Origin of the sequence: Flavobacterium sp. Root901 (assembly GCF_001429765.1) — a bacterium.
Taxonomy (GTDB): Bacteria; Bacteroidota; Bacteroidia; order Flavobacteriales; family Flavobacteriaceae; genus Flavobacterium.
The window spans coordinates 704,261-728,085 of the sequence record NZ_LMJB01000006.1; the positions used below are offsets into that span (position 1 = coordinate 704,261).

Genomic DNA, 23,825 nt, shown 5'->3' on the forward strand with positions numbered 1-23,825 from the left:
TTTAATTAAAATATAAAACATAGATGAATCAACCATTAGCATATGTTCATCCTGGCGCTAAAATCGCTAAAAATGTTGTAATTGAGCCTTTTACAACAATCCACAATAATGTTGTTATTGGTGATGGTACTTGGATTGGTTCAAATGTGACCATTATGGAAGGAGCCCGAATTGGAAAAAATTGTAATATTTTCCCAGGAGCGGTAATTTCTGCAGTGCCACAGGATTTAAAATTTGGCGGAGAAGATTCTCTTGCTATTATCGGTGATAACTGCACCATCAGAGAATGCGTTACTATAAACAGGGGTACAGTAGCATCTGGCCAGACTATTCTTGGAAATAACTGTTTAGTAATGGCTTATGCACATATTGCGCATGATTGTGAAATTGGTAACAATGCCATTATTGTAAACGGAGTTGCGTTAGCAGGACATGTGGTTGTGGGTAATCATGCTGTAATTGGAGGTTTGGCAGCTATTCATCAGTTTATACATATTGGAGATCACGCTATGATTTCTGGAGGATCTTTGGTAAGAAAAGATGTTCCTCCATATACAAAAGCAGCTAAAGAGCCATTATCGTATGTTGGTATTAATTCAGTCGGCTTAAGAAGAAGAGGATTTACTACTGAAAAAATTAGAGAAATTCAGGAAATTTACAGAATTTTATACCAAAAGAATTATAATACAACCCAGGCTTTAAGCATTATTGAAGCTGAAATGGAAGCGACTCCTGAAAGAGATGAAATTCTTGATTTTATCAGAAACTCATCACGAGGAATTATGAAAGGCTATTCAGGGAACTATTAATTTTAGAGTTTAGATTTCTGATTTTTAGATCTCTAAACTATTAATTGCATATTAAAACTTATAAAAAAAATGAAGATTTATTCTTTAGCGGGAATCTAAATCTACATTCTAAAATCTAAAATATAAAAACAAATGGCATCTACATCAGATATTAGAAACGGATTGTGTATTAAATTTAATCACGACATCTATAAAATCATTGAATTTCTTCATGTTAAGCCTGGAAAAGGTCCAGCTTTCGTAAGAACTAAATTAAAAAGTTTAACTTCGGGAAAAGTATTAGATAATACTTTCTCAGCAGGTCATAAGATTGATGTTATTCGAGTTGAAACACATACATTCCAATATTTATATCCAGAAGGTGATGAATTTCACTTTATGAATGCTGAAACTTTTGAGCAGATTTCTTTAAACAAAAACATTCTGGATGCTCCGGATTTGTTGAAAGAAGGAACAAACGTAATGGTTCAGATTAATACTGAAACAGATTTACCTTTATCTGTAGATATGCCGGCATCTGTAATTCTTGAAGTTACTTACGCAGAGCCAGGAGTAAAAGGAAACACAGCTACAAATGCTACAAAAAATGCAACAGTAGAAACTGGAGCATCTGTAAACGTTCCGTTGTTCATCAACGAAGGTGATAAAATTAAAATTGATACAGCTTCAGGATCTTACATGGAGCGTGTAAAAGAGTAGATTATTAATTAAGATAATTTGTCAATGAGTCAATTAGATAAACTTTGAATAGCCATATTTTTGTATATTCATTTTTCTAACTGACTCATTTCTAATTGACACATTTTCTAATTGACAAATTTTCTAATTAAAAAATATGAAATTTCCAAAAGTTCACTCTTTAGAAGAAATTGCAAATTTGCTTAACTGCGAATTTATAGGCGACAAAAACTTTGAGGTTTTAGGTATGAACGAAATTCATGTCGTAGAACCCGGTGATATTGTTTTTGTTGACCATCCAAAATATTATGATAAAGCTTTACAATCTGCAGCAACTATTGTTTTAATTAACAAAAAAGTAGATTGTCCGGAAGGAAAAGCACTTTTAATTTCTGATGATCCTTTCAGGGATTTTAATACTTTAACAAAACACTTTAAACCTTTTCAATTTGCTAATGTTGCGATTTCGCCTACAGCGAATATAGGAGAAGGAACTGTAATTCAGCCCAATACTTTTATTGGCAATCATGTCAAAATTGGAAAAAACTGCTTGATTCATTCAAATGTTTCAATTTATGATCATACAGTAATTGGCGATAATGTGATTATTCATGCAGGAACTATTTTAGGTGCAGATGCATTTTATTATAAAAAACGTCCGGAAGGATTTGATCAGTTGATTTCGGGAGGAAGAGTTGTAATCGAAAATAATGTTGGAATTGGCGCCCTGTGTACCATCGACAAAGGAGTAACAGGCGATACAACAATTGGGGAAGGAACAAAAATTGACAATCAGGTGCATGTTGGACATGATTCAGTTATCGGAAAAAAATGCTTAATTGCATCGCAGACCGGTATTGCAGGATGTGTTGTAATTGAAGATGAAGTAACAATCTGGGGACAAGTTGGTACAACCAGCGGTATTACAATAGGGGCAAAGGCTGTTATTATGGGACAAACCGGAGTTACAAAATCTGTTGAAGGAGGAAAATCATATTTTGGAACTCCAATCGAAGAATCAAGAGAAAAGTTAAAGCAGTTAGCCAATATCAAAAAGATTCCAGAAATTCTAAATAAATTGAAGTAATATGTCTATAAAAGAGTTTGTTCAAAAATTTTATAAGTCGGATGCCTTGATTGATAGCGAAGTCCTAAAAACCTATTTGCATCCAGATGTTATCATTGAGTGGAATAGCAGTAAAGGGCTTATCGAGATGAATTACGATTCGATAATAGAAATGGCGAATGAACTAAGCCGGGCTTATGTACGTTCTAAGGTTCGGATAAGTCATATTATTGCTGAAGATGATTTAGTGTCAGTACGTTATTCTCACTATGTAAAAACAATTGAGAATCCGCGTGAAGAAATGCTATTGGCGCATTTTTCTACCATTTGGCAAATAAAAGATGATAAACTTTACCGGGGTTATCAAATGAGTCAATTTTCTTAATATTTTTTTGACAATAAAAGAGGCAAAATACATTACAAAACCTTATTTTTGCAACACAATTTTAAAAACTACATAAAATATATATCATGAGTGTTTTAGTTAATAAAGATTCCAAAATAATTGTTCAGGGATTTACAGGAAGTGAAGGAACTTTCCACGCTTCTCAAATGATTGAGTACGGTACTAATGTTGTTGGAGGTGTAACTCCAGGAAAAGGTGGTACTAGCCATTTAGATCGTCCGGTTTTTAACACAGTAAAAGACGCTGTAGATCAGGCTGGTGCAGATACTTCAATCATTTTTGTTCCGCCAGCTTTTGCTGCTGATGCAATTATGGAAGCTGCTGACGCTGGAATTAAAGTAATTATTGCTATTACAGAAGGAATTCCTGTAGCAGATATGATTAAAGCAAATAATTATGTTAAAGAAAGAAATTCAAGATTAATTGGTCCTAACTGTCCAGGTGTAATTACTCCGGGAGAAGCTAAAGTTGGTATTATGCCAGGTTTCGTTTTCAAAAAAGGAACTGTTGGAATTGTTTCTAAATCAGGAACTTTAACTTACGAAGCTGCTGACCAGGTTGTAAAACAAGGTTTAGGAATTACTACAGCTATTGGTATTGGTGGAGATCCAATTATTGGAACTACAACTAAAGAAGCTGTTGAATTATTAATGAACGACCCGGAAACTGAAGCTATCATTATGATTGGTGAAATTGGTGGTCAACTTGAAGCTGATGCTGCAAGATGGGTAAAAGCTGATGGTAACCGTAAACCAGTTATTGGATTTATCGCCGGAGAAACTGCTCCAGCTGGTAGAACAATGGGTCACGCTGGTGCTATTGTTGGAGGTTCTGACGATACAGCTGCTGCTAAAAAACAAATCATGAGAGACAACGGAATTCACGTTGTTGATTCGCCAGCTGAAATTGGTAAAAAAGTAAAAGAAGTACTTGGATAATCTCCAAATATTCAAAATAATAAATTCCAAAAAAGTCTCAATATTTTGTTGAGACTTTTTTCCATTTTAAAAAATACTGAGGTATAAATAGAAAAACTCAGCATCTTAGAACCTCAGTATCTTAGAGGCTTAAAAAAGAAATATGTACAAAGAATTAGAAAAGTTTATATCAAGTAATAGTTTTACTTTTACTGTAAACGATAGTTTAGAAGAAGTTTGCAATGCTCCGGAAGGAAGTGCAGGAATTTTTGCAGTTTATGAAATTGACGGAGATTCAAAAGAATTAATCATGGTTGGTTCTACAGGAACAGTTCAGAATGACGGAACTCTTAAAAGCAAAAACGGAGGTTTATATGATAAAATCGTAAACGGACATCAATTTGCAAAAACAGGAAGAAAATATTCATGGCCGGCTCAAATGAAACTTGAGAACATTTCTGTTCTTGAAGTGGTTTGGTATGAAACTTTTAATGCAGATGTAAAAGCAATTCCAACGGCCGTTGAAGGACAGGTTTTGCAAAATTTCTTAGATGAAAATGCAAAATTACCAAGATGGAATGTAGCTTTTTAAAAGCTGTTTTTAATATAATTGTGTAAGCCTTGCTAATTTTAGCGAGGCTTTTTTATAATAATTTGTAATTTGTTTTGGTATTTATAATATTCAATTTTACTTTTGGGGAGGTATAATCTTGTTAATTAATGAGTATGAGCAAGGTTGTATGTAATTTTAACATTTCATTAAGAACCCAGTAATAGCAATCAAAAGAGACGGTTTTCTATATTAGGAAACCGTCTCTTTTGTGTAAAATAATTGGTTTTAAATATTTGGTTTTATATATTTATCGCACAAAAGTAAATGATAATGTTAAAATAATGTATTCTGTTCATTAAGCAGCATTGTCTTTTTGTAGAATTATAAGCCCCCAAAAATTATGAAAACCAGAATCCTTCCAATCAGTTCTATTGATGATAATACGCTTTGGAGTAACTTAAAAATTGGAGATGAAAAATCTTTTTCACTTTTATTCGAAAGATATTACAGCGATCTTGTAAATTATGGAAATTCTCTTTCTCCATATGCTGAAAAAGTTCAGGATTGTGTTCAGGATGTTTTCACTGATATTTGGGTTTACCGTAATTCATTACAAGAATTTGTAGTTGTAAAAGCTTATTTATTATCAAGCGTTCGAAAAAGAATTGCAAGATTATATGAAAGAGATCACATTTTCAGAAAAACAGCAAGTACAGACGCTATTGCATTTCTATTGGAGTTTTCTGTTGAAAATGAGCTTTTAGACGATGATTACGCTGCAAAAGAAAAAGTAGTTTACCTTAACAAATTACTTAATGAACTTCCTCCCAGACAAAAAGAAGCCCTTTATCTGCGTTATCACCAAGGTTTGTCTGTAGAGCAAATAGCAGAAATGTTAGACGTCAATTATCAGTCAGCAAGTAACCTGCTTCACCGCGGATTACTTACTCTTCGCAAAGAATGGAAAGGGAGTTTTACCTTAATCGCACTACTATTTTCAAGCACTGTTTAAAAAAAGTTAAGAAAACTTAAAAAAAATCTTAATTTGATGAGTATATAATAAGAGAACTGTCCTCTATGTTTTTGTAACCTTATTTTTTAGATGCAAAAACGTAATCAATATACCGAAATAGAAGATTTTTTAGCTGACGAATCATTTCAGTCATGGGTTTTATTAAAAATCGATGAAAATGGCTGGGAAGAGTGGACTTTAGAAAGTCGTCAGCGTGCAAAATTAGTTCAGGATGCACGATTAATACTTCTTGCAATGAAAGTTCCCGAAAGTGATCTTTCAGACTCTGATATACAGAGAGCGCTTCACAACACATGGATTAAAGTTCGTGATAAAGAAAATCAACAGACTTTACAAAATTTAAAAGTTAGGTTTCTGCGAAGAAAATTTTTATCCGGAGCAGCGGCAGTATTATTTTTAGGTTTAATGTCGGCCTGGTTCTACAATAATTATTATAAAACAGACAGCAAAGTTGTTACCTACAAAGAACTCATTGAAGAAAATAGTGAAGGCTTAGTAGAGCAGACCAATAATTCTGATAAACCTCAAATTATTACTTTGTCAGACGGAAGTTCTGTTTTATTACAGCCAAATAGTAAATTAAGTTATCCTAAGATCTTTACCGGAAACGAAAGAAAGGTATACTTATCCGGCGAAGGTTTCTTTGAAATTAGTAAAAACCCCCAAAAACCTTTTTTCGTTTACGCAAATGAAATTGTAACTAAGGTTGTCGGAACTAGTTTTAGAGTTAAAGCTTATTCTGACCAGCCTGATGTTGAAATTCTTGTTCGCACCGGTAAAGTTAAGGTAAAATCAAACGATCTGGTTTCTAAATCTGAAAAAGAAGAAATTGTTTTACTGCCTAATCAGGCACTTCGATTTTTTAGAAGTGATTTAAAATTCAACAAAATAACCAATATTACAGAAGATGATGTTTTAGTAAAAAGCGTTGGTAATATTGAACAGTTAAGTTTCGAATTTAATGATATTCCTGTATCTCAAATTTTTGAAACCATTGAGCAGGCATATTTGGTAAAGATTGATTATCCAAAAAATAAACTGGAAGACTGCCACTTAACAACATCATTAAGCGATCAGCCTTTAACAGAAAAATTAAAAATTGTCTGTAAAAGCATTGGCAATAATACCAGTTTTGAAATGAACGGAAATCAAATAATTATAACCTCAGACGGTTGTAATTAGTTTTTTTAGTGTAACTGTAATTGCACAGAAAAAAATCTTGTTTCCAACAATTAAATTTTCGAAGTAAAGCCTGTCAATTTTTCATCGAAATGTAATTTATTTCATCCAATAATAACCAAAAACTAAACTCAACCAGAAATAACAAAATGCCTATGTAAAAATGAATACCATAAAAAAAAGTGCCGAAATGCTGTAACATTATCGACACTCATAAATTGTGAATATCTCTCTGTAAAGAGCTATTCATTCGTTTCTTAAAATACACTCGAATCAGTATTAATCAAAACAAATCAAAATTATGAAAAAACCAGTTGTTAAACAACGATTACTCCATAGAATCATGAAAATAACACTATTTCAGTTTGTCTTAGCACTTGTGTTTTCAAGCTTTGCAGTGGCAAATAATGTAAATGGGCAAAAAAAATTAGATACCAAAGTTACAATTACAGTTGAAAATTTGACTCTTGATAATGCTTTGTCTAAAATTGAAAAGTCTGCACATGTAAAATTTTCGTATAATTCAAGACTTCCTCAGTTGAATAATAAAGTGAGTATTGAGGCTAATCAGGAAACACTTTCAAGTATTCTGAGCAGAATCCTTGTACCATTTAATATTACTTTTTCTGAAGTAAGCAATCAAATCATATTGCAAAAAACAAAAACAGAACCTTTTGCAAGCACAGATAGTCATGATTCACTTTTTGAAGTATTAACTGCAGGTCCAATTATTAAAGGTAAAGTTACAGATCAAACAGGAAGTCCGCTTCCGGGTGCTACAGTTATGGCAAAAGGCACTAAAGTGGCGGTATTAACTGATTTTGATGGTAATTTCGTTATAGAGATGCCGGCAAATTCAAACGCACTTGTTATTTCTTACGTAGGTATGGATACGAAAGAAATTGGCATTGAGAATACTACACCAACAGTCGTTCTTAGTGAAGTTGGACAAAACTTAAAAGAAGTTGTAGTAACTACAGGTTATGAAAAAACATCTAAAAGAACCTTTACAGGAGCAATCAGTAAAATTTCGGGTGCCGAATTAAAAGTAGACGGGGTTGTTGACGTAAGCAGAATGATCGAAGGTAAAGCGGCTGGGGTTACAGTACAAAACGTTACCGGAACATTTGGTACAGCTCCAAAAATTACAGTTCGTGGATCGTCTTCAATCTTTGGAGATACAAAACCTTTATGGGTAATTGATGGTGTTGTTCAGGAAGATATTATCAATATGTCATTTGCAGATTTAGCATCAGGAAACTCAGAAACATTATTAAGTTCATCTGTTGCAGGTTTAAATGCAAACGATATTCAAAGTATTGAAATTCTTAAAGATGCATCGGCTACTTCTATCTATGGTTCAAGATCATTAAACGGTGTAGTGGTTGTTACGACAAAACAAGGACGCAGAGACGCGCCTTTAAAAATTACTTACGGATTAGAACAATCAGTTAGAGAAGTTCCTAATTATGGTCAATATGATATTTTAAATTCTCAGGAATCTATGAGTATTTTAAAAGAAATGGAACAAAAAGGATATTTAGATTTACCTTCAACAGTAAATGGAAGATATGGTGGAGCATACAACATTTTAGGAAGAGCAATCAACACTTATGTGCCGGAAACTGGAGGATATTTAGTTAATAACGATCCTGTAAGCCGTAATAATTTCCTGAAAAAATATGAGTTAGCAAATACAGACTGGTTCAACGTATTGTTTAGACCGTCTATTACTCAAAATCACTCTTTAAGTTTTTCCGGTGGTGGAAAAAACAATACATTTTATGCTTCTTTAGGATATTACACAGATCCGGGATGGACTATTGCTGATGACGTAAAACAAATTTCAAGTAACATCAAAGGAACATTTTATGTAAATGATAAATTGAATATTACATTATCTACATTGGCTTCTGTTCGTGATCAGGGAGCACCTGGAAGTTACGAAAGTGAAAAAGACGTAGTTTTTGGAAAAGTAACTCGTGATTTCGATATCAACCCATTCAATTATGTATTAAATACTAGCAGAACGTTAAGACCTTATGATGATAATGGTAATTTAGAATACTACAGAAACAACTGGGCTAAGATGAATATCATCAATGAGTTGAAAAACAACTATATGGAAATCGAAGTAAAAGATATCCGTTTCCAGTTAGATCTTGATTATAAAATTACACCGCATTTAACTTATAATTTAACAGGTTCGGCTCGATATGCAAATACAAGCCGTGAGCACAAAATTTTAGAAAATTCAAATGTTGTAGGTGCTTATAAAGCAGGAACTCCGGATGGAGAAGATGGTGTAAATACATTGGTTAGAGATCAAAATATATTTTTATACCAGGATCCAAATGACTTAACAGCGCCAAAAGTTTCTGTTTTGCCAAATGGAGGTTTCTTAAGAAAATTTACAAATGACATGACTTCTTACAACTTAAGAAATAGTGTGAATTACAGAAATGTTTTTGCAGATAAACATGAAGTTGAAGGTTTATTTGGAACTGAGATGAGAGTTGTAGACAGAACAAGTGATCAGTTTACAGCGGCAGGTTTACAATACGACAGAGGTTTAACAGCATTTACAGATCCAAGAATTATTGAAAAAATCATCAATGGAGGTGATTCTTACTATGGATTTAATGAAGAGAAAGAAAGAACAGTAGGTTTCTTCGGAAAAGTAGGTTATACATATGATCGTCGTTATACAGCTTCTGTTACAGGACGTTATGACGGTTCTAACAGACAAGGAAACAGCGATTCTTCAAGATGGCTGCCAACGTACACTTTTAGTGGAAAATGGAATGTAGCCGAAGAAAGCTTCATGAAAAATGTAGAATCAATCAATACTTTAGCATTTAGAGCTTCTTATGGATTAACTGCAACGGCAGGACCTGCAACAAACTCTTTAGCGATTTACAAAAGTTATATTACAGACCGTTTCAATCTTGATAACAGAGAAACTTCAATTAGAATTGACGAATTGCAAAACAGTGATTTAACCTGGGAAAAACAATTCGAAACTAACATCGGGATGGATCTTGGAATGTTTAACAACCGAGTACAGTTGACAACAGATATTTACCGTCGTAAGGCATTTGACTTAGTAGATTATGTAATTACTTCAGGCATTGGAGGTCAAAGAGTTAGACAAGGAAACAATGCAGATATGGAAACTAAAGGTTTAGAGGTTGGAATTACAACTAAAAACTTTGACGGTAAAGACTTTAAATGGTCAACAACACTTAACTTTTCAGTTTATCATCAAGAAATTACAAAGTTAGAAAACACACCAACAGCATTTGATTTGGTAGATTCTAATGGAGGTAACACAGTTGGGCATCCAAGAAACTCAATTTATTCTTATCAATTTCAAGGCTTAAATAATCAGGGTTTACCAACATTTATTTTACAGCCGGGTGCAGAGAATAATATTACAGATGCTAATTTTCAGGATAATTTAGATGTTACAAAATACCTTAAATACGAAGGGTCAATTGAACCTAATAAATCTATTGGTTTAGCCAATACATTTACATACAAAAACTGGTCATTATATGTGTTTTTTGTTGGTTCAGGCGGAAACAAAGTTCGTTTAAACCCGGTATATGATAGTACTTACGATGATTTAACGGTATTTACTAAAGACTTTACAAATCGTTGGATTAATCCGGGAGATGAAAACTTTACAAATGTTCCGGTTATTGCAGACAGACGTTTAAATGCTAATTATGGCGGGGAGCGTACGCTTGCAAGAGCTTATAATACGTACAATTATTCAGATGTTCGTATTGCTGATGGTGATTTTGTTCGTTTGAAAAACATTTCATTAAGCTGGGAATTTCCTAAAGATTTCAAGAAAAAATTAGGGCTAAGTACATTTACATTAAAAGGTTCTGCAGTTAATCCCTGGTTGATTTATTCAGATAAGAGATTAAACGGTCAGGATCCTGAGTTTCGTAATTCTGGAGGAGTTGCTTTACCGGTAACATCTCAATATACTTTTACTTTAAACCTTTCATTATAATAGTCAGAAACATGAAAAACTTAAAAATAGCATTATCCCTGTTAATACTCGTTAGTATTACTAGCTGTGATGATTTCCTTTCGGAAAAACCAGATAACAGAACAGAAATTGACACTCCTGAAAAAATCTCAGAATTGTTGGTTGAAGCCTATCCTCAAATGAGTTATTTTGATATTGCAGAAACAATGTCAGATAACGTTTTTGATAGTGGAATGGTGCAGACTTTAATTAAAAATGAGCAGAGCTATAACTGGGAGATACAAACTGAAACTACAGATATAGACACTCAGGCTTATTATTGGGATGCTTGTTACAAAGCGATAGCTCACGCAAATAAAGCGTTGGAAGCTATTGAAGATTTAGGAAGCCCGGCAAGTCTTAATCCGCAAAAAGGAGAAGCTTTAATAGCAAGAGCGTATTCTCACTTTATGCTGGTTTCATTTTGGTCTAAACGTTACAATCCGGCAACGGCTTCAACAGATTTGGGAATTCCTTATGTTACAAAACCTGAAACAGAATTAGTAACAAAATACAAAAGAAACACTGTAAGAGAGGTTTTTGACTTTATCGAAAAAGATATTGAAGACGGTTTAAAGCTGGTGACTAATAATTACAAACAGCCAAAATTTCATTTTACTGTAAATGCTTCAAAAGCTTTTGCAAGCAGGTTTTATTTAGTAAAAGGAGATTGGGACAGAGTACTGGAATTAACAAACGACTTAGGATCTAAACCAGTAGGAAAGTTAAGAGATTTTCCATCTTATGATTTATTAAGCGCAGTTGACCAGAGATTGGCTTATGCAGATAGTGATGCCGAAACTAATTTATTAATTGTTTCTGCCAATACAATCGTGGGCAGATCTTATTATTCAAACCGTTTTTATCTTTCGGGAGCAAGATATCCGGAGATTTTTGGTACAGCAACAAGTCCTTATAATAAACCTTGGTACTACAATTTCTATTCATCAAACAGCAGTATAACGGTATTTCTTCCAAAATTCTACGAATATTTCAAATATTCAAACGTCACAGCAGGAATTGGAGATCCATATGTTGCCGAAGTTTTATTAAGCAATGATGAGTTTTTCTTAAACAGAATTGAAGCTCACGTAATGAAAGGCGATATCGCATTAGCAAATGACGAATTGGATTATTTTTTATCAACAAGAACAGTAGGTTACGTTGCATCTGATAAGTTAACAGAAGCAAAAGTTGTGGCAAAATATCCTGTAATCGCAGATGAGTACACGCCATTTTATACAATGACACCAGTACAGACATCATACGTAAAAGCAATTGCAGAAACCAGACGCAGGGATTTTATACATGAAGGAATGAGATGGTTTGATGTTAAGCGTTTCAATATTGTAGTGAATCACGAAACGTCAAATAAACCAACAAATGTTTTAGTAAAAGATGACAACAGAAGAGCTTTACAAATTCCGCTTCATGCATCAAATACGGGTGTTGAATTAAATCCTAGATAATCTTAAAAATTAAAAACTTATGAAACTATTCAAATATAATAAAATTGCCATTTTGGCTATGGTTTCGGTAGCTCTAATTTCATGCGCAAGCGATGATCAGCCGGGAGAAAGCCAGTTAGATTTTACACAGCCAACAAAAACAGCTTTGGATAACTGGATCACAACGACTTATTTAAATCCTTTTAATATTAATGTACAATATAAATGGAACCAGAATACAGTTGATAACAGCCGTTATTTATTTCCGCCGACAATTGACAAAGTAAAACCGGCGCTTGAAATCGTAGAAGAAATCTGGCTTAAGAGTTACTCAACAATCGGAGGCGCTGATTTTGTTAAAAAAATTGCACCAAGAGAAATTGTTTTGGTTGGAGGAGTAAATTTAAATAGTGTTGGAACCAGAACTTTAGGTTTGGCAGAAGGCGGACAAAGGGTAACTTTGTTTGAAACAGATTATATCGACCAGTCAGACCGTGATAATGTTTCAGAATTTATTCATACCATTCAGCACGAGTACATCCACATTTTAAATCAAAACAAACCTTTTGACGAAAAAGCGTGGGCAGCTGTAACTCCTGTAGGATATACTGCAGACTGGTATAATTATGATATTCCGGAATCAAACGAAATTGGTTTTATCACAAGTTATGCAAGATCAAACATAAACGAAGACTTTGCAGAAACGGCTTCAATGATCCTAATTTACACAAAGGCAGATTATGAGGCATTTTTAGACGGAATCGAAAGCCCGTTTGCGTATCAGGCATTAAAAACAAAAGAAGCTTTGGTGGTAAAATACTTTAAAGAAGCATTCAATATGGATTTTTATGCTTTAAGAGATGAGGCTGAGAAAAATACAACAGGTGTAATAAACAACTAAAATAAGTATCATGAAAATAAAAAACATATATAAGTATTTATTTGCAGCCATTTTGATACTGCATTTAAGCTCCTGCAACAACAATACAGATGCAGAGCAATTATTTAATGAAACACCAACGCAACGTTTAAACGCTCAAAAGTCAGAACTTAACGATGCATTGCTTTCGTCTCAGTTTGGCTGGAAAGCAATTTATTTTACAGATAATACAGTTTTAGGAGGTTACACGCATTTGTTTAAGTTCGCTCCTGACGGAACTGTAGAAATGGCTTCTGATTTTGATGCTGATACTGATGTCTACAAAAGTGAATACGAAATTCAGCTTGGAAGTACTGTAAGCTTGACGTTTACAACAAAAAACCGAATTCACCTTTTATCTGAATCAGATAATTATCCAATTCCGGCATTAAGAGCTAAAGGATATTTAGGAGATTTTCAGTTTTTATATTACGGACAAGAAAATGGAGAAATCATTTTTAAAGCTAACAGAAATGGTACAGAAATTCGTTTTGTAAAAGCAACAGCCGATGACTGGGCAAATTTGCCGCAAAATCTGGTAATGGAACAAAACGTTATTGGAAGCGACGAAAGGCCTCTTTTCAGGTTATTGGAGACAACTGACGGAACTACTACGCATAAATTCGACTTCTCTTTTAGCGAAGTTACTCGTTTTGCAGAATCTAATTCTATCGAAAGCGGGTATTCTATAAGCTACAATATGGGAGTAGGATATACGCCAACAGGAATTGTAGTAAGTCCTGCAGTTGAAGTAGGCGGACAAAAATTATCAAATTTTGTATATAATGATGCTGACGGAAGTTTTACAGCTACCGGAACTGGCGGAGTTAAAGCAACAATTAAGTATTCTAGTAACCCATTAATTCTTACTGACGATTACAAGAATTTCTTAGATGGTAAACCGCAAATGGTTATAAGTTTTATTACGGCAAACCTTTATTCGGCACCAACAACTTCGACATACTTTAAATCATTATTTAATGCTGCGAATGCTACATTGCCGGCAAACCAAAAAATAACAAGAATTCAAATTTATTTCAATTCAGCTTTTGGTAACTATATCGAATATCGTTTTGCAGGCGGAAGACCGAGTGTTTATCACAACTTTACAACAAGTGCAGATGATACAAATAAGAGAATTATTTTAATTCACGATTCATGGGATAACGGATCTGCATATATTCCGGCTCCGGCTTTCTTAAAAGCACTTGACGATGAATTCTTTAATGCAGCAGGAATCTATTTGAAAAAAGAAGCATTTAAAATTACGTTTTCAAATACGATTTATACGATTACAAGTTCTACAAGTAATTTTAGAACCACCACATATCAATTATAATAATTTTTAGTTTTAATTTTTATTTTGAAGAAAGCAGCTCAGTTTTTTGAGCTGTTTTTTTTCTAATGATTTTAAACACCTAAATGATGAAGAAATTAATAAAACCAATATATATAGCTATCTTTTTGTGGGGCTTAATACTAAATAGCATATCATGGTTTTATCCAGATTATACAAGATATTATCTAATTCTCAGTATTATAGTAATAACTCCTTTAGCGATTATTGAAATGATAAAGATGAAAAAAGAAGATAAACTCAACGAGACAACATTATTTAAGGAAGCAATTTATAGAATGCTGATTATGTCGGTAGTTCTTGGGGTAATATTTGTTATTACAAAACAAAATCATATATAAAACTTAGTTTTTATTTATTTTGGGGAAAGCAGCTCGATTTTTTGAGCTGTTTTTTTATTTAGAAAAAAGCGAAATAAATTCTAAATCAAATTTTGTATTACAAATTTTATTAAACGCCCAAATACTCTATATTTGTATTTCAAAAAATAAAAACGAATACCTCAATATGAAATTACTAGAAGGAAAAGTAGCAATCATTACTGGCGCCAGCCGCGGAATTGGTAAAGGAATTGCAGAAGTTTTTGCGAAACACGGAGCAAACGTAGCATTTACATACAGTTCATCTGCTGCATCTGCAGAAGCACTTGAAGCAGAGTTGAATACTTTGGGAGTAAAAGCAAAAGGTTACCAGTCAAACGCAGCTGACTTTAATGAAGCTCAGACTTTTGTTGATGCTGTTTTAGCTGATTTTGGAACTGTTGATATTTTAATTAACAATGCCGGAATTACAAAAGATAACTTGCTTATGCGTATGTCTGAAGCTGATTTTGACCAGGTTATTGATGTTAACCTGAAATCAGTTTTCAATATGACAAAAGCAATTCAAAAAACTTTCTTAAAACAACGTGCAGGTTCTATCATTAACATTAGTTCTGTAGTTGGAGTTTCAGGAAATGCAGGTCAGACTAATTATGCTGCTTCAAAAGCCGGTGCAATTGGTTTTACAAAATCTGTTGCTCTTGAATTAGGTTCTCGTAATATTCGCTGCAACGCAATCGCTCCGGGATTTATTGAAACTGAAATGACTGCAAAATTACCGGAAGATGTAGTAAAAGGATGGAGAGACGGTATTCCGTTGAAACGCGGAGGAACTACAGAAGATGTAGCAAACGCTTGTCTTTTCTTAGCTTCAGATATGAGTGCTTACATTACAGGACAAGTTCTGAATGTTTGCGGAGGAATGCTTACTTAATAAGTTAATTGTTTATGGTTTTTTGTTTATTGTTCTAGAGCCAAAAACTATAAACTAAAAACAATAAACCAATAATATATGACTACAAACACGATTTTATTATTATTACTTTCTTTAGTAATAGCGGGTGGTTTGTCGTACTTTCAATATTTTTATAAAGCCAAAAACAAATCAAATCTGATTTGGTTTTTGGCTTTTTTGCGTTTTCTGGCGATTTTCGGATTATTGGTTTTATTAATAAACCCGATAATTTCTAAAAGTTCTCTCGAAATAACTAAAACTCCTCTTGCAATTGCAGTCGATAATTCGAGTTCGATAACAGCTTTAAAATCAGATAAAAAAGCAGTAGAATTATATCAAAAACTAATCTCAAATCCTGCATTAAAAGAAAAATTCGAAATTCAGTCGTACCAGTTTGACGACGAATTTAAAACTTCAGATAAATTTGATTTTAAAGGAAAACAGACCAATTTAGATGAAGCTGCCAAAAATTTAAAAAGCATCAATAAAAACCTGACTTTTCCAACGGTGATCATTACTGATGGAAATCAGACTACAGGAAACGACTATGTATACAGATTCGATCCTGCCAATAAAGTTTATCCTTTGGTTGTGGGAGATACAACCACGTTTTTTGATTTAAAAATAAATCAGTTAAACGTAAACAAATACGCCTTTCATAAAAATAAATTTCCGGTAGAAGTTTTTCTGCAATACGCCGGAGACAAACCAACAACTGCCAATTTTACAATTTCTCAGGGAAATTCAGTTGTAGCAAAAGAGAAAGTTTCTTTTTCGCCGTCTAAAAAAACAGCTTCTTTAAATATACTTTTACCGGCAGATAAAGTTGGACTGCAGATTTTTAGAGCCAGTATTTCTTCAAATGCAAAAGAGAAAAACAGCTACAATAATATCAAGAACTTTGCTGTAGAAGTTATCGATCAAAAATCGACAATCGCAATAGTTTCGTCTATAAACCATCCTGATATTGCCGCATTAAAGCGTGCCATTGAAGTTAATGCGCAGCGTAAAGTGATCTTGGTTAAACCAAATGAAATGAGTCAGTTACAAGAGGCTTCGGTTTTGGTTCTATATCAGCCAAATGCTTCTTTTAAACAAATTTTTGACACCAATAAAGCAGCCGGAAAAAACATTTTTATCATAACAGGAAACAGCACCGATTTTAATTTTTTAAATCAACAGCAGAATAATCTGATTTTTAAAATGAGCGGACAGGTTGAAGATTATTTATCGGAATTTGACTCGCAGTTTAATCTTTTTGCAATAGATAATATTGGTTTTGAAAATTTTCCTCCGTTGCAAAATTTATTCGGAACCATTTCTACAAACGGAAATGTATCCGTTTTGCTTTCTTCAAAAATCAGAAACGTTTCTACAAATGCGCCTTTATTGGCTTTCGCCGAAAATCAGGGAAAACGTACCGCTTATCTTTTGGGAGAAAACAGCTGGAAATGGCGTTTGCAAAGCCATATTGACAATCAGTCATTTGAAAAATATGATGTTTTTATCGATAAAGTAATTCAGTTTTTAGCAACATCAGCTACAAAAAAATCTTTGGTAGTAACGCACGAAAGCTTTTATAATTCCGGAGAAGAAATTGTAATCAATGCACAATATTTCAATAAAAACTATGAGTTTGACGAGAAAGCAAGACTAACCATTACAGTTACAAATGCTGATACAAAACAAGCTAAAAACTACGATTTATTAAAAGGAAATAATTCTTTTTCTGTAAATTTAGAAGGATTAACAGCCGGAAAATACAATTTTACAGTAAAAGAATTAAATTCAAATACATCGTATTCAAGTCATTTTGAAATTTTAGATTTTGATATCGAAAAACAATTTGTAAATCCGGATGTTTTAAAACTAAAACAGCTGGCGCTGCAAACCAACGGTAAAGCTTTCTTCGAAAATCAGACCGATGAATTAATCAACACACTTTTAGAAAATAAAGAATACAAATCAATCGAGAAAAAAGTCTCATCCAAAACACCATTAATTGACTGGGTTTGGTTATTGGTTTTAATTGCAGCTTTATTGACAGCGGAGTGGTTTGTTAGGAAATATAATGGACTGTTGTAGTTAAATTATTATGTAAAGTCCCTACGGCACGAAATTAAACTTAAAATTTTGGTTGGCTGCCGATATTTAATCTCTACGAGATTTACTTCGTTAAAATTTTTTGCTTTTTTTAAATAAAATCCTATTATAATGATTAATATAATAAAAAAAAACTCGTTAGGAGTTTAAGGTCGGTAGAAAAAAAAGATAACCACAATATAATTTGTCCCGTAGGGACTATAAATATAAATAACGCTAAATTTTAATTCGTGCAAATCGATGAAATTTGTGTTTCATTTTAAAATATAACTATGGATTTCAGGCTAAAAGTATTTTACACCGTTGCGCTCCGCCTTAATTTTACTAAAGCAGCAGCCGAATTGTATATTACGCAGCCGGCAGTTTCTAAACATATTCAGGAACTTGAAGAAACGTATAAAACCAAACTTTTTGAACGAAACGGTTCTAAAATCGCTTTAACTCCGGCTGGAGAAATTCTCCTCAAACATACCAAAGAAATCTTCGAAATTTATCGTGAAATAGATTTTGAAATGAGTTCGTTTATTAGCGAACGTCAGGGCTTACTGCGATTAGGCGCCAGCACAACAATTTCACAATATATAATTTCTCCCGTTTTGGCTCGTTTTCATCAAAAACAAAAAGACATAAAAGTCAATTTGTTAAACGGAAATACCGAACAAATCGAAAATGCCTTAATCAATAAAGAAATCGAAATTGGAATTGTAGAAGGACAGTCAAAAAATCAATCCATAAAATATATTCCGTTTTTAAAAGACGAACTTGTTTTAGTATGCAGCAATAATCCATTTGTAAAGCAAAATGAAATTTCAGTAAACGATTTAAAATCAATGAAATTCATAACACGTGAACGTGGTTCCGGAACACTTGAAGTTATTGAATATGCATTAAAAAATGCAGGTTTAAAATTCACCGATTTACAAATCGAAATGCAGTTAGGAAGTACAGAAAGTATAAAATCATATTTGTTAAATTCAGATTGTTTTGCTTTTATGTCTATTCATGCCGTTAATAAAGAATTGAAAAACAAAGAATTAATAGTTTTGGATGTTGAAAAGTTATCTGTTGAAAGGCACTTTTACATTATTACTTTACTGGGAAAATCAGATCCTTTATCTGAACTGTTTATTCAAAATATCGCCAATCATTATAACCTGAGGTTATAGTCGATCGTATTTTACGATTGGCAATTTTCAAATAATCAGCGGAACTTTGCAAGGTAAATATCAATTACCTTATTTTGAAAACTAAACAACATTCCGTATCTCAATTATTTGAAATTAATCATTTTGTGCAGCAGCTTATTTTTGTGGTTGTAGTATTACTTTGCTTATTCTCTGTAATTTCCCCGCCAGCTGCACTATTACTTGGAGTTATCGTTGTAAATGTTTTTGGGAATCCTTTTGTAGAATTTAACAGTAAAGCCATAACATTTTTACTGCAATTTTCAGTAGTAGGTTTAGGTTTCGGAATGAATGCTGCGAGCGCATTTTCTGCGGGAAAAGAAGGATTTGTATTAACTGTATTTTCTATTTTCAGCACTTTAATTTTTGGTTTTCTTTTAGGAAAGTGGCTTAAGACAGATAGAAAAACATCGCATTTAATTTCATGCGGAACAGCAATTTGCGGCGGAAGCGCGATCGCAGCAATTTCTCCTGTAGTAAAATCAAATGAAAACCAGACCTCAATAGCTTTGGGCGTTATTTTTATTCTAAACTCCATTGCATTATTTGTTTTCCCGTTTATAGGCCATCAACTGGATTTATCTCAAAAACAATTCGGATTATGGTGCGCTATTGCCATTCATGATACAAGTTCAGTGGTAGGGGCCGCAAATAAATATGGCGCTGAAGCTTTACAGATTGCAGCAACCGTAAAATTAGCCAGAGCTTTGTGGATTATTCCAATTTCTCTTTTAACAGCTTTTATTTTTAAAAATAAAAACTCAAAAATCAAGATTCCTTATTTTATAGGTTTGTTTATTCTGGCCATGCTTTTAAATTCGTATGTTCCTCAAATAACCTCGTTTGCCCCGTATATTGTAAGTTTGGCGAAAATTGGTTTAACCATCACCTTATTTTTAATCGGAGCAGCATTAGATGTAAATACTTTAAAGTCAATAGGAGTAAAGCCCTTGCTGCAGGGAGTTTTTCTTTGGATATTTATTGCCGTTTTAGCTTTAGTATCAATCATTTGCCTAAACTAACTATTTTACATTTGAAAATTTTACTATGGGCTTATCAATCATTTTATATGATTTTCCTTTAAAAGAATAGCGTCTTTCAATTTCAAAATTAAATGATTTTTTAGTTTTGGCCATTGCAGCAATTTCGGCCGGGAAAGTAACTTCAAAGTCATCATTTGCCTGTGCCGCTTTATTAAATGAGCCGTTTGTTTTGATAATTATATCTCTGAAATGTTTTTTAGCGCTATCATTTACAACGGTATAAGAACCTGACCATTTTAAACTTTCAACATTTGTCAGCTGATAATCATATACTTCCATAATAGGCTGGTATTTGCCATCAAATCCGGCAACGAGGTAGAGAATTCCTTCAAACGGTCCGCCCGCACCGCCATTTACGTGTAAAAGTGTAAACGCATATTGGTCTTCACCAATTTGTAAAAGCTTTGGAGTTGGAGACTGAGCAAAAGCACCAAAAGCAGCTACTGCAGGCTGAAAAGACCTCATTTCCCAAATATTACCGTTTTTAGCAAATTTTGCAAGACCCAATAATCCGCCGGAGAATCGACCTGTCTGCAAACCATCTTCATCATGAACAGAATGATTAAAAGCTAATATTTTAAACTGATTTCCTTTTGAATCGGCATAATCAATATTTGCAAGAAGTCTTGTTGCAACGCCGCTTTCGTAAGGGAACATTTGATCACCTTCGACACCGTTAACATCTTTAAAAGCTTCCGGCTTACAAGATTTACAATTCCAGCTGATAAAAGTATTGTGATCTGAAAGATTGTATAATTTGCCGGGAAACAGTTTTTGCATTGTTTTTATACCATCAAGAGGATCTGAGATCTTTAAGGTTCTTTTTGGATTTAAAATAGTGTCGCTGACATTTTTTAATATTATATCTTCTTGTGCATTACAAACCGTGATAAATAATATCGAAAAGAGAAAAGTTTTAATAAAATTCATTTTATGAGTAAAAAAGTTATAAAGGACAAATTTACATTGTTTTCATGATTTGAGGTAGTATTATTTGTGTTAAAACTTTGTAAATTGTATTTTGTTTTATTTTAAAGTCAGTTCATTATCTTGACAATGATTTTGTTATAAACTCATTTGCAATAGTTTAGTATGTATTATTTGTATCGTTATTTGATAAAATAACATCGGTTTTATCTTACTTAAAACTAAATATTTGTAACGAAGTTTTTTTAGGGCCCATAAAATCTTCATTAACTTTAAAAACTATCTTATGAAAAAACCACATTTTATTAAACAGAGTTTAAAAACAGTGCCCATTTTATTTTTAGCTTTAAATATTTCATTATTTGTCAGCTGTGACAAATCTGAATCAGACCAAACTGTTATTTCAACAGCAATTACAACAGCCGAAACGCCTGCAGCTTCAAATTCAGGTTTAACTGCAAAAACTCCTTCGACTTTTGGTGATATTGGTAACGGAGTTAATTTACAGCCTTCTTATTATAATGGCGGAAATTGCGATTTAGGCTGGAATTTAATGAAACAAAATACAAAAATCAAAACGGTTAGGATAGAGGTAGAGCCTGGTCAGGAAACCAATGCAAAAAGATGGATTTCTGAAGCCAAAGCAAACGGATTTACTGTCATTGTCAGCTACCATAAGTCAAGTGTTTTAGGTTCAGACAATATCACTGAATTGAATGCCGCAGCCACTTGGTGGAAAAATAATTACAGCTATCTTGGCGGAAATTTTATAATTAATCTAACTAATGAATGGGGAAGTCACAATATAACCCCTTCGGCATTTGCTTCGGCTTATAATGCTGCAATTACAGAGGTCAGAAAAGTTTACAGCGGTACAATTATTATTGATATTCCAGGCTGGGGGCAGGAAACTGCAACGGCAGCCTGCGCTGTAAAAGGCTGTTCTACAGGCCAGACAAAGATAAACGATACCAAAATTATTCTTTCGGCACATATTTATCCAGGTGCTTATAATCAGGCAAAAGGCAGATATGTAAATATTTCAGATATTGATGATCTTGCTTCGTCCGGCAGGCCCTGCATGATTGGAGAGTTTGGAAACAGCGGCGGTTCTGGTGCAGACTGGTCTTCAATTGTTGATTATGCCAGAAATAAAGGATGGACGGTTTTAGGCTGGGCATGGAATGGAGACGGAGGTTCAATGAATATGATTACCCCTCAGTTTCAGTCTTTTGTAAATGGAAGTCCAAAAACGTACAATAAAGGCTCTTATTTTAATATCGTTTACGATAAATTATAAGTAAGGTATTTTAACCACAGATTTTATAAATGCATTTTGATTTATAAGTCTGTGGTTATGTAATTATTAGAATAACTTTGGTTTTATATCAATTAATTAAAATTAGATAATCTTGAATGGTTTCTTTTGAATTATCTTTAAATAAGGTAACTTTGTATTCCAAATACAAAAACAAAATGAAAAACTTCAAAATGAGACCAAAATTAATCACTCTCTTTGTATTAATTATTGGTTTTTTTACCCTGTCATGGGGAATTGTAGGCCATGAAAGAATTAATAAAGCGGCTATAATGGCTTTACCACAACAACTTCAGGTTTTCTTTTACAATCACATTGATTTTATTACTCAGGAAGCTTCTGTTCCGGATATTCGTAAATATGCGCTCAATTATAAAGATGAAAATCCAAGACATTATTTTGACATGGAAAATTTTGGTTCTGCCGACAGTCTGCCAAAAACGATGGAAGAAGCAAAGAAAAAATACGATGCTAAATTCTTGAATGACAATGGAATTCTGCCTTGGTATATTGAAGATATGATGGCTAAATTAACTAAAGCTTTTAAAGATAAAAACAGAGCAGAAATTTTATTTCTTGCTGCAGATCTGGGACATTATATAGGTGATGCACATATGCCATTACACACTTCTGCCAATCACGACGGGCAGTTAAGCGATCAAAAAGGTATTCATTCACTTTGGGAAAGCAGGCTTCCGGAATTATTTGTTAAAAATTACAAATTAAATGTTCCGCAGGCGCAGTATTATGAAGATGTTCATAAAGCAACCTGGGATATGATTAATGATACACATAGTTTTGTTCAGCCATTATTGGATATTGATAAAAAGCTGAGAACTGCAACTCCGGAGAATCAGGTTTTTAAAATGGATACTGATGGAAAAGTCCTGAAAAGCAAATACAACACGGCTCTTTTCTCTGATGAATACGCAAAGAAATTACACGAACAATTAAACGGTATGGTCGAAAGTCAAATGAAAAAAGCCATAACTGCAACAGCAAGCTTTTGGTATACGGCATGGGTAAATGCCGGAAAACCGGATTTAAGTGATTTAGATTCACCGGCTGTTACGCAAAGAAACAATCAGGCTTTAAAAGATGATTTACTATTGTTTAAAAAAGGAGATTTATTCGGAATGAAGAATCAAAACGATTAAATTTTGCTTTAAGCAGAATGATTTAATTTTTTTAGTTTTTTAACTAAAAATAATATACTAAAAAGCCTTGTATTCAGTTAGATACAAGGCTTTTTTGTACCGTAAAATCAGTATGTTTTGGAGATTTAAATTCGGTTTCCAATTTATTTTTAACAATAAACTATCGTTAAGTTATATTAAAAATTGCTTTTTTATGAAATTAACTAGTATATTTGCAACCGAATCAAAGAATTACAAAACAAACCCAATCATGATTTCAATTCAATTACATCATCATCATTTACATTATTGCTCTCAGGCGATGTGTTAATGGTATGCGTGTAAATCACCATATTTTAAAACCCGTTTGAGTACATCAAGCGGGTTTTTTAATTCCAATTCTTTGTACTCAAACTATTAATCAGCAAA

Annotated in this window: 19 protein-coding genes; 18 read left to right on the forward strand and 1 reads right to left on the reverse strand. The window is 33.2% G+C overall.

Annotated features, from left to right (window positions below):
- Window positions 1-23 precede the first annotated feature (23 nt).
- From lpxA to ASE21_RS12575, 16 genes are all read left to right on the forward strand, one after another.
- A complete protein-coding gene (lpxA, locus tag ASE21_RS12495) occupies window positions 24-809 on the forward strand; it encodes an acyl-ACP--UDP-N-acetylglucosamine O-acyltransferase (RefSeq protein WP_057122992.1) in 786 nt (261 codons plus the stop codon).
- Between the two features lie 132 nt (window positions 810-941).
- Window positions 942-1,508 carry an elongation factor P gene (gene efp / locus ASE21_RS12500; protein WP_057122993.1) on the forward strand — a complete coding sequence of 189 codons (567 nt, stop codon included), beginning with the start codon at window positions 942-944 and terminating at the stop codon, window positions 1,506-1,508.
- 136 nt (window positions 1,509-1,644) lie between these two features.
- Window positions 1,645-2,574 carry a UDP-3-O-(3-hydroxymyristoyl)glucosamine N-acyltransferase gene (locus tag ASE21_RS12505; RefSeq protein ID WP_057122994.1) on the forward strand — a complete coding sequence of 310 codons (930 nt, stop codon included), beginning with the start codon at window positions 1,645-1,647 and terminating at the stop codon, window positions 2,572-2,574.
- A gap of 1 nt (window position 2,575) precedes the next feature.
- Window positions 2,576-2,938, forward strand: coding sequence for a nuclear transport factor 2 family protein (locus tag ASE21_RS12510; protein WP_057122995.1), 363 nt, complete (start codon window positions 2,576-2,578; stop codon window positions 2,936-2,938).
- Window positions 2,939-3,024: 86 nt separating this feature from the next.
- Window positions 3,025-3,897: a succinate--CoA ligase subunit alpha gene (gene sucD / locus ASE21_RS12515; protein WP_057118027.1), complete on the forward strand. Its 873-nt coding sequence runs from the start codon at window positions 3,025-3,027 to the stop codon at window positions 3,895-3,897.
- Window positions 3,898-4,039: 142 nt separating this feature from the next.
- Window positions 4,040-4,468: a hypothetical protein gene (locus ASE21_RS12520; RefSeq protein ID WP_057122996.1), complete on the forward strand. Its 429-nt coding sequence runs from the start codon at window positions 4,040-4,042 to the stop codon at window positions 4,466-4,468.
- A 361-nt stretch (window positions 4,469-4,829) separates the two neighbouring features.
- Window positions 4,830-5,441, forward strand: coding sequence for an RNA polymerase sigma factor (locus tag ASE21_RS12525; protein ID WP_057122997.1), 612 nt, complete (start codon window positions 4,830-4,832; stop codon window positions 5,439-5,441).
- Window positions 5,442-5,531: 90 nt separating this feature from the next.
- Window positions 5,532-6,644: a FecR family protein gene (locus ASE21_RS12530; protein ID WP_057122998.1), complete on the forward strand. Its 1,113-nt coding sequence runs from the start codon at window positions 5,532-5,534 to the stop codon at window positions 6,642-6,644.
- Between the two features lie 298 nt (window positions 6,645-6,942).
- On the forward strand, window positions 6,943-10,668 hold the full coding sequence (locus ASE21_RS12535; protein WP_057122999.1) for a SusC/RagA family TonB-linked outer membrane protein: 3,726 nt from the start codon (window positions 6,943-6,945) through the stop codon (window positions 10,666-10,668).
- A gap of 11 nt (window positions 10,669-10,679) precedes the next feature.
- Window positions 10,680-12,155: a RagB/SusD family nutrient uptake outer membrane protein gene (locus tag ASE21_RS12540; RefSeq protein ID WP_057123000.1), complete on the forward strand. Its 1,476-nt coding sequence runs from the start codon at window positions 10,680-10,682 to the stop codon at window positions 12,153-12,155.
- Between the two features lie 19 nt (window positions 12,156-12,174).
- On the forward strand, window positions 12,175-13,035 hold the full coding sequence (locus ASE21_RS12545) for a substrate import-associated zinc metallohydrolase lipoprotein (RefSeq protein WP_057123001.1): 861 nt from the start codon (window positions 12,175-12,177) through the stop codon (window positions 13,033-13,035).
- 10 nt (window positions 13,036-13,045) lie between these two features.
- Complete coding sequence (locus ASE21_RS12550; RefSeq protein WP_057123002.1) at window positions 13,046-14,392, forward strand: DUF4302 domain-containing protein; 1,347 nt, start codon at window positions 13,046-13,048, stop codon at window positions 14,390-14,392.
- A gap of 525 nt (window positions 14,393-14,917) precedes the next feature.
- Window positions 14,918-15,664 (forward strand): 3-oxoacyl-[acyl-carrier-protein] reductase, encoded by a 747-nt coding sequence (gene fabG / locus ASE21_RS12560; RefSeq protein ID WP_057123196.1) that lies wholly within the window; start codon window positions 14,918-14,920, stop codon window positions 15,662-15,664.
- Window positions 15,665-15,742: 78 nt separating this feature from the next.
- Complete coding sequence (locus tag ASE21_RS12565; RefSeq protein WP_057123004.1) at window positions 15,743-17,770, forward strand: hypothetical protein; 2,028 nt, start codon at window positions 15,743-15,745, stop codon at window positions 17,768-17,770.
- 290 nt (window positions 17,771-18,060) lie between these two features.
- On the forward strand, window positions 18,061-18,954 hold the full coding sequence (locus ASE21_RS12570) for a LysR family transcriptional regulator (protein ID WP_057123005.1): 894 nt from the start codon (window positions 18,061-18,063) through the stop codon (window positions 18,952-18,954).
- Between the two features lie 74 nt (window positions 18,955-19,028).
- On the forward strand, window positions 19,029-19,994 hold the full coding sequence (locus ASE21_RS12575; RefSeq protein ID WP_057123006.1) for a YeiH family protein: 966 nt from the start codon (window positions 19,029-19,031) through the stop codon (window positions 19,992-19,994).
- Here the strand turns inward: ASE21_RS12575 and ASE21_RS12580 are convergent, their stop codons facing one another.
- On the reverse strand, window positions 19,995-20,945 hold the full coding sequence (locus tag ASE21_RS12580; protein WP_057123007.1) for a hypothetical protein: 951 nt from the start codon (window positions 20,943-20,945) through the stop codon (window positions 19,995-19,997). It lies immediately after the preceding gene.
- 283 nt (window positions 20,946-21,228) lie between these two features.
- On the opposite strand from ASE21_RS12580, the gene ASE21_RS12585 reads away from it, so the two are divergent.
- Together ASE21_RS12585 and ASE21_RS12590 are read left to right on the forward strand one after the other, a co-directional pair.
- Window positions 21,229-22,242, forward strand: coding sequence for a hypothetical protein (locus tag ASE21_RS12585; RefSeq protein WP_057123008.1), 1,014 nt, complete (start codon window positions 21,229-21,231; stop codon window positions 22,240-22,242).
- 176 nt (window positions 22,243-22,418) lie between these two features.
- Window positions 22,419-23,417: a zinc dependent phospholipase C family protein gene (locus ASE21_RS12590; protein WP_057123197.1), complete on the forward strand. Its 999-nt coding sequence runs from the start codon at window positions 22,419-22,421 to the stop codon at window positions 23,415-23,417.
- Window positions 23,418-23,825 lie beyond the last annotated feature (408 nt).